This window comes from Lentzea tibetensis, from assembly GCF_007845675.1.
GTDB lineage: Bacteria > Actinomycetota > Actinomycetes > Mycobacteriales > Pseudonocardiaceae > Lentzea > Lentzea tibetensis.
In genome coordinates, this window is sequence record NZ_VOBR01000031.1 from 35,697 (window position 1) to 51,363 (window position 15,667).

Sequence of the window (15,667 nt, forward strand, 5' to 3'; positions counted from 1 at the left end):
GTGGTGATGGAAAGTGATGACAAGGCGATCGCTTACCTCAAACGGACCGCTGCTGAGTTGCGTCAGACCCGGCAACGCCTGAGCGAGATCGAAGCGAGCAGGGTCGAGCCGATCGCGGTGGTGGGCATCGGTGTCCGGCTGCCGGGTGGCGTGGCCAGCGCCGAGGACCTGTGGACCGCACTGGCGAACGGCGCTGATCTCGTGGGTGACTTTCCCGCCGATCGCGGCTGGGACGTCGACGGCTTGTACGACCCGGATCCGGATGCGCCGGGGAAGTCCTACACGCGGCGGGGTGGTTTCCTCACCGGTGCGGCGGAGTTCGACGCGGGGTTCTTCGGGATCTCGCCGCGTGAGGCGTTGGCGATGGATCCGCAGCAGCGCCTGCTGCTGGAGACGTCCTGGGAGGCGCTCGAGCACGCCGGGATCGACCCGACCCGGCTGCGTGGTGAGGCAGTCGGTGTCTACACCGGACTGATCACTCATGACTACGCCACGCTGGGTGGCGCGAACGAGGCGGTGGAAGGACTGCGAGCCGCGGGCAGTGCGGGCAGCGTGGCCGCGGGCCGGGTGTCGTACGTCCTGGGTGTCGAAGGTCCTGCGGTGACGGTGGACACGGCGTGTTCGTCGTCGCTGGTGGCGATTCACCTGGCGGTGCAGGCGTTGCGGTCCGGCGAGTGCCGGATGGCGCTCGCGGGTGGCGCCACGGTGATGGCGACGCCCGAGGCGTTCGTCGAGTTCTCCCGGCAGCGCGGCCTCTCCGCGGATGGGCGTTGCCGTGCGTTCGCCGAGGGTGCGGACGGCACCGGGTGGGCCGAAGGTGCCGGTGTCGTGGTGCTGGAGCGGTTGTCCGACGCACAGCGCACTGGCCGCCGGATCCTGGGCGTGATCCGGGGTACCGCGGTCAACCAGGATGGTGCGTCGAATGGTTTGACGGCGCCGAACGGGCCCGCGCAGCAGAAGGTCATCACCCAGGCGTTGACGAACGCCGGGTTGTCGGCCGGTGACGTGGACCTGGTGGAGGCGCACGGCACCGGCACCACCCTGGGTGATCCGATCGAGGCTCAGGCGTTGATCGCGGCTTATGGCCAGAATCGTGAGACGCCGCTGTACTTGGGGTCGTTGAAGTCGAACATCGGCCATGCGCAGGCTGCGGCCGGTGTTGCCGGTGTGATCAAGATGATTCTGTCGATGCGGCACGGTGTCATGCCGCGGACGCTTCACGTGGATGCGCCGTCGTCGAGGATCGACTGGTCGGCTGGTGCGGTGGAGTTGTTGACTGAGGCGCGTGAGTGGCCGTCGTCCGGCCGCCCGCGTCGTGCTGGTGTCTCGTCTTTTGGTGTCTCTGGGACGAACGCGCACGTGATCGTGGAGGAGGGGCCGCCCATCGAGCCTCCTGCGGTGTCTGCTGTGGACGGTGTCGTACCTCTGGTGGTGTCGGCTCGGTCGGCGGCAGCGTTGCAGGAGCAGGCTTCCCGGCTGGCTGAGGTTGACGCGGGCGTCGGCGATGTTGCTGGTGCCTTGCTCGCCCGGCCGTTGTGGGAGCACCGCGCGGTGGTGCTGGCTGGTGATGGGGACGAGCTACGTGATGGTCTGCACGCCTTGGCTGAAGGGCGTTCTGCTCCTGGTGTGACGACCGGTGTGGCTGATGCCGCGGGTAAGACCGTGTTCGTCTTTCCTGGGCAGGGCGCGCAGTGGGCCGGGATGGCCCGTGGGCTGTGGGCTGCTGACCCGGTGTTCGCCGCGCGGATGGCCGAGTGTGAGCGGGCCCTGGCTCCGGTTGTCGACTGGTCGTTGGCGGATGTGGTGCACGGTGTTGATGGTGCGCCGACGATTGACCGCGTTGACGTGGTGCAGCCGGTGTCGTTCGCGGTGATGGTGTCGCTGGCGGCGGTGTGGCAGGCGTGTGGGGTTCGGCCGGATGCGGTGGTCGGGCATTCGCAGGGTGAGTTGGCAGCCGCGTGTGTGGCTGGTGCGTTGTCGCTGGACGATGCTGCACGGATTGTGGCGTTGCGCAGCAAGGTGATCGCGGCGGAGCTGGCCGGCCGGGGCGGCATGATGTCGGTCGCCGAGCCGGTGGATCGGGTGGCCGAGCGTCTGACCGGCCGGGTCGAGATCGCCGCGGTGAACGGACCCGCTTCAGTTGTGGTGGCTGGTGATCTGGACGCGTTGGAGTCGCTGCGGGTCGCTTGTGAGAGCGATGGTGTTCGGGCTCGACTGATCCCCGTTGACTACGCGTCGCACACCTGGCACGTGGACGCGATCGAGGAACAGCTGGCTGAGCTGTCCGGCGTGGGCGCGCCGACGGTGCCGTGGTTGTCCACCGTGGATGTCGAGTGGGTGACGGGTCCGGTCGAGTCGGGCTACTGGTTCCGGAACCTGCGGCAGCAGGTGCGGTTCGCGGACGCCGTCGGCCAGCTGGCGGACCAGGGTTTCGGTGTGTTCGTCGAGGTGTCGAGCCATCCCGTGCTGACCTCGTCCGTGGAGGACGTCGTCGGTCCCGGCAAGGTCGTGTGCGGGACGCTGCGGCGGGACCAAGACGAGTCGCGGAGGCTTCTCCAGTCGCTCGCTGAGTTGTTCGTGCGGGGTGTGCCGGTCGACTGGAGCCGGTACGTGCCCGAGGGCGGGCATGTCGAGCTGCCGGCGTACGCGTTCCAGCGGGAGCGGTACTGGCTGGCAGCTGCTCCCGGCACGGGTGATCTGGCCGGGCTGGGTCTGCGAAGTGCCGGGCATCCGTTGCTGGGTGCGGTGGTCGAGGTTCCTGAGTCGGGGTGGTGTGGTGCTGACCGGCCGGGTGGCGGTGGGTGCGCATCCGTGGCTGGCTGATCACGCGATCTCCGGTGCGGTGCTGGTGCCCGGTGCGGCGTTGGTGGAGATGGCGATCCACGCCGGTGACCAGGTGAGCTGTCCGGTGCTGGACGAGCTGGTGCTCGAGGCGCCGTTGCGGTTGGACGGTGTCACGCGGGTGCAGGTGAGCGTGGGCGAGGTCGACGCCTCGGGGCGGCGGCCGGTGTCGATTCATTCCTGTGTGGACGGTGGCGAGTGGGTCCGGAACGCGATCGGGTCGCTGGCCGTTGACGGCTCGGCTCAGGACGTGGACTTCTCGGTGTGGCCGCCGGAGGGTGCGCGGCCGGTGGAGCTGGCTGAGTTCTACTCGTCGTTGGCCGAGCGCGGCTACGACTACGGCCCGGCCTTCCAGGGGCTCAGCTCGGTGTGGGTGCGGGGGAGTGAGGTCTTCGGCGAGGTCGTGCTCCCGGACGCCACGTCCCCCGCTGGTTTCGGCATCCATCCCGCGTTGCTCGACGCGGCGCTGCAGGGTGCTTCCGTTGCCGCGCCGCCGGCCGAGGACGGCTCGGTCTCGATGCCGTTCGCCTGGAACGGGGTCGTGCTGCACGCGACCGGTGCGGCCGCGGCGCGACTGCGTCTCGTGGCGACCGCGGACGCGATCGAGCTCAACCTCGCCGATGCGACCGGGCGCCCGGTGCTCTCGATCGGGTCGATCGCGATGCGGCAGGTGCCGGTGGAACGACTGGCCGGTCAGCGATCCCGCGGCACCTCGTTCGGCATCGACTGGGAGTGTCTCCCGACTGCCGAAAGTGCGCCGGACCTGCCCGAACTCCCGCTCACCGTGCCCGATGAGGTGCCTCCGTGGGTGGTGACGCACGCCGCGATCACCGAGTTCTCGCAGGACGAGGTGAGCCGGATCTCCGCTCTGCTGCACGACTTCATCACCGAGCCGGCGTGGAGCACCGCCCGCCTCGTGGTGACCGTGTCCGCGAGCGTTGCGGTCGACCCGACCGACGCGGTCGACCCGGTGCAGGCCGCGGTGTGGGGACTGGTGCGCAGCGCCCAGGCCGCCAACCCCGGCCGGATCCTGCTCGCCGACGTCGACCTGGCGGACGGACCGGGATTCGACCCGGACGAGCTGGCCGAGGCCGGTGAGTGGCAGGTCGCGGTCCGCGACTCGCGGATCTGGGTGCCGAGGCTCGTGTCCGCAGGCCAGGACTCGACAGGCGGTGCCGGGCTGGACCCGGCGGGGACGGTGCTGATCGCCGGGACGCTCGCCGAGATGGCCGCGCGCCACCTCGTCGTTGAGCACGGAGTCCGTTCGCTGGTCCTGGCTTCTCCGGATGATCTTGGCACGGAGGTCGTGGCCGAGTTGGAGGCGCTCGGGGCACGGGTGGTCGTCTGCGATGGTCCTGATCGCAGTCAGGTGGAGGCGTTGCTCAGCCGGGTGCCGGGCGACGCTCCGCTGACCGGTGTTGTGTACGCGGACGCGTCCCCGAACGCGGACTTCCTGCTGCAACTGGACGAGCTGACCCGCGGTGTGGACCTCGCCGCGTTCGTGGTGTTCTCCTCGGCGAGCGCGCTACTGGGTGGTGGCGAGGTGGTAGGCGCGACCAGCGCGTTCGTCGACGCGGTCGCGCAGCGGCGCCGGGCGGCCGGCGAGACCGCGGTGTCGGTGGCCTGGGGATCGGAGCAGGTGAGGGCGGGGGTGCGCGTCCTGCCGCTGGATGCCGGTCCGGAACTGCTGGACGCGGCGCTGGTGTCCGCGCGGCCACTGCTGGTCGCAGTCGCACTGGACGTTGCGACGGTGCGGCGGCACGCCGGGACTTCCGCACTGCTGAAGCGCTTCGCCGGTCCTGGCCGCCGCGTCGCGCACGCGGCCGTCGGCGACTCGGGCCTGCTGGGACGGCTCGCCGGCCTGGCTGAGGCCGAGCAGCTCGCCCTGTTGACCGAGTTGGTGCGGGCTGAGGCCGGGTCGGTGCTGGGTGGTGGTTCGGATCTGGTGGGTTCGGGCCAGGCGTTCAAGGACGCCGGGTTCGACTCGTTGACCGCCGTTGAGCTGCGGAATCGGTTGACGGCGGTGACCGGTGTGCGGTTGCCCGCGACTTTGGTGTTCGACTATCCGAACGCGTCGGTGCTTGCCTCGCACCTGCGTGCGGAGCTGGGTGGCGAGGCTGATGCGGCGCGCGTGGTGCGAGCCGCTGTCGCGGTCTCGCAGGAGCCGATCGCGGTGGTGGGTCTGGGGATCCGGCTGCCGGGCGACGTGACAGGGCCCGACGAGCTGTGGGAACTGCTGTTGCGCGGCGCGGACCTGGTCGGCGAGTTCCCGTCGGATCGTGGCTGGGACGTCGACGGCTTGTACGACCCGGATCCCGACGCGCCGGGCAAGGCGTACACCCGCGGCGGAGGATTCCTCGGGCAGGCGTCGGCGTTCGACGCGGCCTTCTTCGGGATCTCGCCGCGTGAGGCGCTGGCGATGGATCCGCAGCAGCGCCTGTTGCTGGAGACGACGTGGGAGGCGCTGGAACGCGCGGGAGTCGACCCGACTTCGCTGCGGGGCAAGGACATCGGCGTTTACACCGGACTGATCCACCACGACTACGGCTCGACCAGCGGTGAGCTTCCGCCCGGTGTCGAGGGTCTGCTGATGGCGGGCAACGCCGGCAGCGTCGCGGCCGGTCGGGTGTCGTACGTGCTGGGTGTCGAGGGTCCGGCGGTCATGGTGGACACGGCGTGTTCGTCGTCGTTGGTGGCGATTCACCTGGCGTCGCAGGCACTTCGCTCGGGCGAGTGTTCGATGGCGCTCGCGGGCGGCGCGACCGTGATGGCGTCGCTGGACGGGTTCATCGAGTTCTCCCGGCAGCGCGCGCTCGCGGCGGACGGCCGGTGCAAGGCGTTCTCGGAGTTCGGCGACGGGTTCGGCATGGCCGAGGGCGTCGGCGTGCTGGTGCTGGAGCGATTGTCGGACGCGCAGCGCAACGGTCGGCGGATTCTGGCGGTGGTGCGGGGTTCGGCGGTGAACCAGGATGGTGCGTCGAATGGTTTGACGGCGCCGAATGGTCCTGCGCAGCAACGGGTGATTCGTCAGGCGTTGGCGAATGCCGGGTTGTCGACCGGTGATGTGGATGTGGTGGAGGCACACGGCACGGGCACCTCGTTGGGTGATCCGATCGAGGCGCAGGCTCTGCTGGCCACCTACGGCCAGGACCGTGAGACGCCGCTGTACCTGGGGTCGTTGAAGTCGAACATCGGTCACGCGCAGGCTGCGGCCGGTGTCGCTGGTGTGATCAAGATGATTCTGTCGATGCGGCACGGTGTCATGCCGCGCACGCTGCACGCGGAGACACCGTCGTCGAGGATCGACTGGTCGGCCGGTTCTGTCGAGTTGCTGACCGCGGCACGTGAGTGGCCGTCGTCCGATCGTCCGCGTCGTGCTGGTGTGTCGTCCTTCGGTGTGTCCGGGACGAACGCGCACGTGATCGTGGAGGAAGCGCCGCCTGCCGGGTCCGTCTCAGTGTCTGATGTGGACGGTGTGGTGCCGCTCGTGCTGTCGGGCCGGTCAGCGGAGGCGTTGCGAGGTCAGGCTGCTCGGTTGGCCGGTCTTGACGCTGGTGTTGGCGAGTTGGCTGGTTCGTTGTTGGGGCGGTCGTTGTGGGAGCACCGGGCGGTGGTGCTGGCGGCTGATGGGGACGGGCTTCGTGATGGTCTGCGGGCGTTGGCTGAGGGTCGGTCGGCTCCCGGTGTGGTGACCGGTGTCGCCGATGGGGCTGCCGGGAAGCTGGTGTTCGCGTTCACGGGTCAGGGTGCGCAGCGGGCTGGCATGGGCCGTGAGCTCTATGACTCGTATCCGGTGTTTGCTGAGAAGTTCGACGAGGTGTGTGCTGCGCTGGACACCGAACGTTCGGTGCGGGACGTGGTCTTCGGTGAGCCGGATGGCCTACTTGATCAGACGTTGTACACGCAGCCTGCGTTGTTCGCGTTCGAGGTTGCGTTGGCTGCGTTGTTGGAGTCGTGGGGTGTGCGGCCGGATGTGCTGGTGGGGCATTCGATTGGTGAGCTGAGTGCTGCGCACGTGGCCGGTGTGTGGTCACTGCCGGATGCGGCCAAGCTGGTCACGGCTCGGGCGCGGTTGATGCAGGCGCTGCCCGCTGGTGGGGCGATGACGGCGGTCGCTGCCACCGAGGACGAGGTTCTCGAGGTGCTGGCCGGTCGTGATGGTGTGGGTGTCGCGGCGGTGAACGGTCCGTCTTCGGTGGTGATCTCCGGGACTGCGGAGGCTGTTGCCGAGGTGGGGCGGGTGTTCGTCGAGCGGGGCCGGAAGGTCAAGCCGTTGACGGTGAGTCACGCGTTCCACTCGGTGTTGATGGAGCCGATGCTGGACGAGTTCCGTGAGGTCGCTGAGTCGATCGAGTACCTGGAGCCGAGGATCCCGATCGTCTCGACGGCGGGTGGTGACCTGTGCACGCCGGACTACTGGGTGGAGCAGGTGCGCAAGCCGGTGCGGTTCGCGGACGCGGCGACGTCGCTGCGGGATGCGCGGTGGGTGGAGGTCGGACCGGACGGTGTGCTCACCGCGATGGTCCGCGATGTGCTCGGTGATGTGGTGGCGGCTGCGTTGTGTCGTCGGGACAAGCCCGAGGTCGCCACGCTGCTCGGTGGGCTGGCGGAGTTGTTCACGCACGGCGTGCCGGTCGACTGGACGCACCACGTTCCCGAGCCGTCCGGCCGGGTCGAGCTGCCGACCTACGCGTTCCAGCACGACCACTACTGGCTCACCGCGAGCAAACAGGTCGGTGACCTCGCCGGAGTCGGACTCACGTCGGCGGACCACCCGTTGCTGGGCGCGGTGGTCGACGCCCCGGACGGTGTCGTGCTGACCGGCCGGATCTCGTTGTCGACGCACGCGTGGCTCGCTGATCACGCGGTCGCGGGTGAGGTGTTTGTTCCCGGCGCGGCGTTGGTGGAGATGGCGATCCACGCAGGCGATCGGGTCGGGCACCCGGTGCTGGACGAGCTGGTGCTGGAGATGCCGTTGCGGTTGAGCGAGACGGGTGCGCTGCGGCTGCGGGTCGGCGTCGGCGAGATCGACGCGACCGGACGCAGGTCCGTGACCGTCCACTCGCGACCGGACAGCGGAGACGGCGAGTGGGCGCGGCACGCGGCCGGTCTGCTCGCGACCGAGGCTCCCGGGGCCCAGCACGACTTCACCGACTGGCCGCCGCCGGGTGCGGAACCGGTGGGGCTCACCGACTTCTACCAGGGCGTGACCGGCCGCGGCTACGACTACGGCCCGGCGTTCCAGGGCCTCACCGCGGCCTGGGTGCGCGGCGACGAGGTGTTCGGCGAGGTGACGTTGCCGGAGGGGATTGACCCGGCCGGGTTCGGCATCCACCCCGCACTGCTCGACGCCGCGCTGCACACCGGTGCCGCGGGCACGACGGAGACCGCCGACGACGGAACGGTCCGGCTGCCCTTCGCCTGGAACCGCGTCGTCCTGCACGCGACCGGGGCCCGTCAGCTGCGGGTGCGGGTGGTGCGTGCGGCGGAGTCGTTCGGGCTCGAGCTGGCCGACCCGCTCGGCGCGCCGGTGCTCTCGGCGGGTTCGCTGGTGTCGCGGTCCGTGCCGGTGGCGCAGCTGTCCGGTGTGACGCACCAGGACGGGCTGTTCGCGGTCGAGTGGACCACCGCGCCCGCGACGGGCGCACCCTGCGCGGTCACGGTGATCACGGACGGGCTGACCGGGCTCAGCGGCGACTGGTTGCTGTTGCCCGCGGAGTCCGATGTGGACATCGCGGACGAGACGGAACGGGTCCGCGAGCTGGTGGGACGAGTGCTGTCGGTCCTGCAGGAGTTCATCACGGATCCAGCGTTCGCCTCGTGCAGGATGGTCGTGGCGACCCGCGGTGCGATGGTGGTGGACCCCGCCGACCAGGTCGATCCGGCCGCCGCCGCGGTGTGGGGCCTCGTGCGCGCGGCGCAGGCGGAGAACCCGGACCGCATCGTGCTCGCGGATCTCGACGAGGGTGCCGTCGAGCTGGACCTCGACGGGCTCACGGCCGCGGGCGAGTGGCAGGTGGCGGTGCGCGGCGACCGGATCTCCGTGCCCCGCCTGGCCCGCGCTGACGCGGACGGCCTGCAGCCACCGGCGGAAGGGCCGTGGGTGCTGGACACGACCGCCGCGGGAACGATCGAGAACCTCGCACTGGTGCCGTGCCCGGACGCGTTGGCGCCGTTGGGGTCCGGCGAGGTGCGGGTCGCCGTTCGGGCGTGCGGCCTGAACTTCCGCGACGTGCTGATGGCGTTGGGCATGTATCCCGGCGAGGTCAGCCTCGGTGGCGAAGGCGCGGGCGTGGTGCTCGAGGTCGGTACCGGCGTGACCTCGCTGGCACCTGGCGACCGGGTGGTGGGCGCCAGCCTGGCGTTCGGTCCCATCGCCGTCACCGAGGAACGGTCGCTGGCGAGGATTCCGGCCGGATGGTCGTTCGAGCAGGCCGCGTCGGTGCCCGCCGCGTTCCTCACCGCCTCGTACGGGCTCACGGTCCTCGGTGGGCTGTGCGCCGGTGAACGCGTGCTGGTGCACGCCGGTGCGGGTGGCGTCGGCATGGCAGCCGTGCGGCTGGCCCAGCACCTCGGGGCCGAGGTCTTCGCGACGGCCAGCACCGGCAAGCACGCCGTGCTCCGTGAGATGGGGCTCGACGACGACCACATCGGCGACTCCCGGACCTGTGAGTTCGAGCAGCACTTCCTGGCCGCCACCGGAGGCGAGGGCGTCGACGTCGTGCTGAACGCGCTGGCAGGCGAGTTCGTGGACGCGTCGCTGCGGTTGCTGCGTCCGGGCGGCCGGTTCCTGGAGATGGGCAAGACCGACGTCCGCGACGCCGCGGCCGTCGCCGAAGCGCATGCGGGTGTGCTGTACCAGTCGTTCGACCTGCAGGAGGCGGGCACCGACGCGATCGGGCGGATGCTGCGCTCGCTGGTCGAGTCGTTCGAGTCCGGTGACCTCCGGCCGTTGCCGATCACGGTGTGGGACATCAGGAAGGCGCCGGACGCGTTCCGGCACATGGCGCAGGCCAAGCACGTCGGCAAGAACGTGCTGCGGCTCGGGCGGCCGCTCGATCGGGACGGGACCGTGCTGATCACCGGTGGCACCGGCACGCTCGGCGCGCTCACCGCCCGGCACGTGATCGCGCACCACGGCGTGCGCAGCGTGGTGCTCGCCTCGCGCCGGGGCGAGGGCGTGCCGGGCGCCGCTGAGTTGCGGGCCGAACTGGAGGACCTGGGTGCGCGGGTGGAGTTCGTCGCCTGCGACGTCGCGGACCGCGACCAGGTCAGGGCGATGCTCGCCTGCGTTCCGGCAGACGCCCCGTTGACGGGGATCGTGCACACCGCCGGTGTGCTGGACGACGGTGTGATCACCGCGCTCACCCCGGAGCGGGTGGACGGGGTGCTGCGTCCCAAGGCGGACGCGGCGCTGCACCTCGACGAGCTGACCCGCGGCACGGATCTAGCGGCCTTCGTGGTGTTCTCCTCGTCGTCGGGCGTGCTCGGCAGCGGTGGCCAGGGCAACTACGGCGCCGCGAACACCTACCTCGACGCGCTGGCCGAACGCAGGCGCCGCGCGGGTGAGGCGGCCGTGGCGTTGGCCTGGGGCGCTTGGGAAAGCGGGATGGCCGGTCAGCTCAGCCACGCCGACCTCGCGCGGATGGCCCGCTCCGGCATGCGGGCGCTCGACGCGGAACGCGGGATGGCGCTGTTCGACGCCGGTCTTCGTGCGGCCCGAGCGACGCTCGTGCCGACGCTGCTGGACATCGCGGCGATCCGGCGGCACGCCGCAGCAGGGCAGGTACCGCCGCTGTTCCGTTCGCTGGCGGGAGCCGGACGACGGGCCGCGGGCACTGCGGACGCGGGCTCCGGCCTGCTCGTGCGGCTGCGCGCCATGCCGGAAGCGGAGCAGACGACCGCGCTGGTCGAGCTGGTCCGTGCCGAGGCGGGCGAGGTGCTCGGTGGCGGTGCGGACCTGGTGCGGCCGGGGCAGGCGTTCAAGGACGCCGGGTTCGACTCGCTCACGGCGGTCGAGCTGAGGAACCGGCTGACCGCGCTGACCGGAGTGCCGTTGCCCGCCACGATGGTGTTCGACTACCCGAACCCCGTCGCACTGGCGGAACACCTGCGCGGTGCGCTGACCGACCAGGCGCCGGTGGTGGGACCGGTGGTGGCCGCCACGACCTCGTCGCAGGAGCCGATCGCGATCGTCGGTCTCGGGCTGCGGCTGCCGGGCGGTGTCTCCGGGCCGGAGGAGCTCTGGGAGGCGCTGGTCCGCGGTGCCGACCTGGTGAGCGAGTTCCCGTCCGACCGAGGCTGGGACCTGGCCGGGCTGTACGACCCGGATCCGGACGCGCCGGGCAAGGCGTACACCCGCGCGGGTGGGTTCGTGCGACAGGTCGCCGACTTCGACGCGGACTTCTTCGGTGTGTCTCCGCGCGAGGCGCTGGCGATGGACCCCCAGCAGCGGTTGCTGCTGGAGACGACTTGGGAAGCGCTCGAGCGCGCCGGCGTCGACCCGACTTCCCTGCGGGGCCAGGACGTCGGTGTCTACACGGGACTGACGTCGAACAACTACCTCAGTCTCGTCGCGTCCGGCACCGAGCTCGACGGCTACCTGATGACCGGCACGACCTCCAGCGTGGCCGCTGGGCGCGTGTCCTACCTGCTGGGCGTCGAGGGACCTGCGGTGACGGTGGACACGGCGTGTTCTTCGTCGCTGGTGGCGATTCACCTGGCGGCGCAGGCACTTCGGTCCGGCGAGTGTTCGCTGGCGCTGGCCGGCGGCGCCACGGTGATGGCGACACCGGGCGGGTTCATCGAGTTCTCCAGGCAGCGCGGACTGTCCCCCGACGGGAAGTGCAAGTCGTTCGCCGAGGGAGCCGACGGCACCGGCTGGGGTGAAGGTGCGGGCGTCCTGGTGCTGGAGCGGTTGTCCGACGCGCAGCGCAACGGCAGGCGGATTCTGGCCGTGGTGCGGGGTTCGGCGGTCAACCAGGACGGTGCGTCGAACGGCTTGACGGCACCGAACGGCCCGGCTCAGCAGCGGGTGATTCGTCAGGCTTTGGCGAACGCCGGTGTGCAAGCCGCCGAGGTCGACGTCGTCGAGGCGCACGGCACGGGTACCGCGCTGGGTGATCCGATCGAGGCGCAGGCCGTGATCGCGACCTACGGCCAGAACCGCGAGGCCCCGCTGTACCTGGGGTCGTTGAAGTCGAACATCGGGCACATCCAGGCGGCGGCCGGTGTCGCAGGCGTGATCAAGATGGTGCTGTCACTGCGGCACGGTGTCATGCCGCGCACGCTGCACGTCGACGCGCCGTCGACCAAGATCGACTGGTCGACCGGGTCCGTGTCGCTGCTGACCGAGGCGCGGGAGTGGACTGCGAACGGGCATCCCCGTCGCGGCGCTGTCTCCGCGTTCGGTGTGTCCGGTACGAACGCGCACCTGGTGCTGGAGGAGGCACCGCCCGTGCCGCCACCTGCAGTGTCCGGTGTGTCCGGTGTGGTGCCGTTGGTGCTCTCAGGGCGGTCTGCGGCCGCGTTGCGCGGTCAGGCTGCTCGGCTGGCCGAAGTCGACGCGGGTGTGGGCGAGGTGGCTGGCGCCTTGCTCTCGCGGTCGTTGTGGGAGCACCGGGCGGTGGTGCTGGCGGCTGATCGGGGCGAGGCCGTAGATGGCCTGCGTGCGTTGGCTGAGGGGCGTGCTGCCTCGGCTGTGGTGAGCGGTGTCGCTGACGTGTCGGGCAAGACGGTGTTCGTCTTTCCTGGGCAGGGCGCGCAGTGGGTTGGGATGGCTCGCGGCTTGTGGGCAGCTGACCCGGTGTTCGGTGCTCGGATGGCCGAGTGTGAGCGTGCTCTGGCTCCGTTCGTCGACTGGTCGTTGGCCGATGTGGTGCACGGTGTTGATGGCGCCCCGACCATTGACCGGGTTGATGTGGTGCAGCCGGTTTCGTTCGCCGTGATGGTGTCGCTAGCTGAGGCCTGGCGTTCCCGTGGTGTGGCACCGGACGCGGTGGTCGGACATTCGCAGGGTGAGTTGGCCGCGGCGTGTGTGGCTGGCGCGTTGTCGTTGGAGGATGCGGCGCGGATTGTTGCTTTGCGCAGTCAGGTGATCGCGGCGGAGCTGGCTGGCCGTGGCGGGATGATGTCGATCGCTGAGCCGGTGGAGCGGGTGGCCGAGCGTCTCACCGGTCGGGTCGAGATCGCCGCGGTCAACGGACCCGCTTCGGTGGTGGTGGCTGGTGATCTGGACGCGTTGGAGTCGCTGCGGGTCGGTTGTGAGAGCGATGGTGTTCGGGCTCGACTGATCCCCGTTGACTATGCGTCGCACACCTGGCATGTGGATGCGATTCGCGAGCGTCTGGCGGAGTTGCTGGACGACATCGCGTCGAGTGCCCCGGTCGTTCCGTGGCTGTCCACTGTGGATGGCGAGTGGATCAACGGGCCGGTGGACGCTGGCTACTGGTTCCGCAACCTGCGGCAGCGGGTCCGGTTCGCGGACGCCATCGGCCAGCTGGCGAACGAGGGTTTTGGTGTGTTCGTGGAGGTGTCGAGCCATCCGGTGCTGACTTCGTCCGTGGAGGACGTGGTCGGTCCTGACCGGGTGGTGTGCGGGACGTTGCGGCGGGATCAGGACGAGTCGGCGCGATTCGTCCAGTCGATGGCGGAGCTGTTCGTGCGGGGCGTGCCGGTCGACTGGACCCGGTTCGTGCCCGAGGGCGGCGAGTTGGAACTGCCCACGTACGCGTTCCAACGCGCTCGGTTCTGGCCGGAGCCCGCGGAAGCCGATGCCGATCCGGCGGACACCGAGTTCTGGCAGGCCGTCGAACGGCAGGAGCTCGCCGGGCTCGGTGACGAGGAACTGCAGTCCGCGCTCGCGCCCGCGTTGCCGGTGCTCGCGTCGTGGCGTCGCCGGCGCAGGGAGCAGACGGAGCTCGACTCGTGGCGGTACGGCGTCACCTGGACGTCGCTCGCGGACGGCGACGCGAGCCTGTCCGGGGCCTGGCTCGTCCTGGTGCCCACCGGGTTCGGCGACGACGAGTCGGTGCTCGGCGCGGTCGACGCGCTCTCCGAGCACGGAGCCCAGCCGAAGGTCGTCACGGTGGGACCGGACGACGAGCTCGGTCTCACCGGCGACTTCGCGGGCGTGCTGTCGTTCCTGGCGTTCGCCGAGGAGCCGGGCGCGGCGACCGAAGCGCTCACGCCGGGACTCGCCATGACCGTGAAGCTGGTGCGGGCGGGTGTGTCCGCACCGCTGTGGTGCGTCACGCGCGCCGCGGTCTCGACCGGGCCGGACGACCAGGAGGTGAGCCCGGCGCAGGCCGCGGTGTGGGGACTCGGGCGCGTCGCGGCACTCGAACACCCGCGGGACTGGGGCGGGCTCGTCGATCTTCCACCCGTGCTGGACGAGCAGGCGAAACGACGGCTGTGCGCGGTGCTGACCGGCACCGAGGACCAGGTCGCCATCCGGGCGTCGGGAGCGTTCGGGCGCAGGCTGGAGCGCGCCGCCTGGACGACAGGTGCACCGTGGCGGCCGACCGGCACCGTGCTGGTCACCGGCGGAACAGGTGCGCTGGGCACGTCGGTGGCGCGGTGGCTGGCAGGCAACGGCGCCGAGCACCTGGTGCTCACGAGCAGGCGGGGACCGGACGCACCGGGCGCGGGCGAACTGACCGCCGAACTCACCGCGCTCGGCGTGCAGGTCACCGTGGCGGCCTGTGACGTGGGTGATCGGGCCCAGTTGGCCGCCCTGCTGGAGCAGGTGCCGGACGTCCGCGCCGTGTTCCACGCCGCGGGCATCGACCGGCCGGCCACGTTGTCCGAGATGGATTTCGCGGACTTGGCCGACGTGTTGTCCGCCAAGGCATCGGGCGCGCTGCACCTCGACGAGCTGCTCGGTGCGTCGGTCGACGCGTTCGTGCTGTTCTCGTCGGGCGCGGGCGTGTGGGGCAGCGGGTTCCAGGGTGCGTACGCGGCGGCCAACGCCTGTCTCGACGGTGTGGCGTTGCGCCGGCGGGCCAGGGGCATGTCCGCCTTGTCGATCGCCTGGGGTGCTTGGGGCGGCGGCGGCATGGTGCACGAATCGGGCGAGGAGCAGCTCAACAGCCGAGGCGTCGTCGCGATGGCGCCGGACCTCGCGGTGGCGGCGCTGAGCAGGGCGCTCGACCAGGACGAGCCGACGGTGACGGTGGCGAACGTGGACTGGGACCGGTTCGTCCCGTCGTTCACCTGGGAGCGACCGGCCGCGCTGTTCGACGGGCTCGTCGAAGCCGTGGCCGAACCCGCGGCGTCGGACGAGGTCTCCGTCCTGCGGGCCAGGCTGGAGTCGTTGCCGCGCGCAGACTGCGAACGAGAGCTCGTCGACCTCGTGCGCACCTGCGCCGCGGCCGCGATCGGGCATTCGTCGTCCGGTCAGATCGAGCCGAAGCGACCGTTCAAGGACGCCGGGTTCGACTCACTGGCGGCGGTGGACCTGCGGAACCGGCTGCGCGCGGCGACCGGTGTCGTGCTGCCCGCGACGCTGATCTTCGATCACCCGACGCCGGTGGCGGTCGCGCGACAGCTGCTCGGTGAGATCGCGGGCCGGGACGACGGCGTGGTGACCGAGTCGTCGGTGCTGGGCCAACTCGATGCGCTCGAAGGCGTGCTGGTCGCTGCCGGTGGGCTCGGCGGGGACGTGCGGGCGCGGTTGACGGGACGGCTGCAGGCGATCTTGTCGGGCTGGGTCGGCTCCTCGTCGGACGACGTCGCGGACCAGCTCGAGAGCGCCTCCGACGACGAGATCTTCGCCTTCATCCGATCCGAGCTCGGGCGCGAGTCGTAACCAGCTGACGTGCACCAT

The 15,667-nt window shown here is 70.7% G+C and carries 2 protein-coding genes; both read left to right on the forward strand.

The window, feature by feature from the left end; all coding sequences use genetic code 11:
* The first annotated feature begins 3 nt into the window (after positions 1-3).
* Positions 4-2,823, forward strand: a complete 2,820-nt coding sequence (locus FKR81_RS35085) for a type I polyketide synthase (protein ID WP_407936568.1) — start codon at positions 4-6, stop codon at positions 2,821-2,823.
* Positions 2,777-15,649, forward strand: coding sequence for a type I polyketide synthase (locus tag FKR81_RS35090; RefSeq protein WP_186763362.1), 12,873 nt, complete (start codon positions 2,777-2,779; stop codon positions 15,647-15,649). The genes FKR81_RS35085 and FKR81_RS35090 overlap by 47 nt, the downstream gene beginning before the upstream one ends.
* The last annotated feature ends 18 nt before the right edge of the window (positions 15,650-15,667 follow it).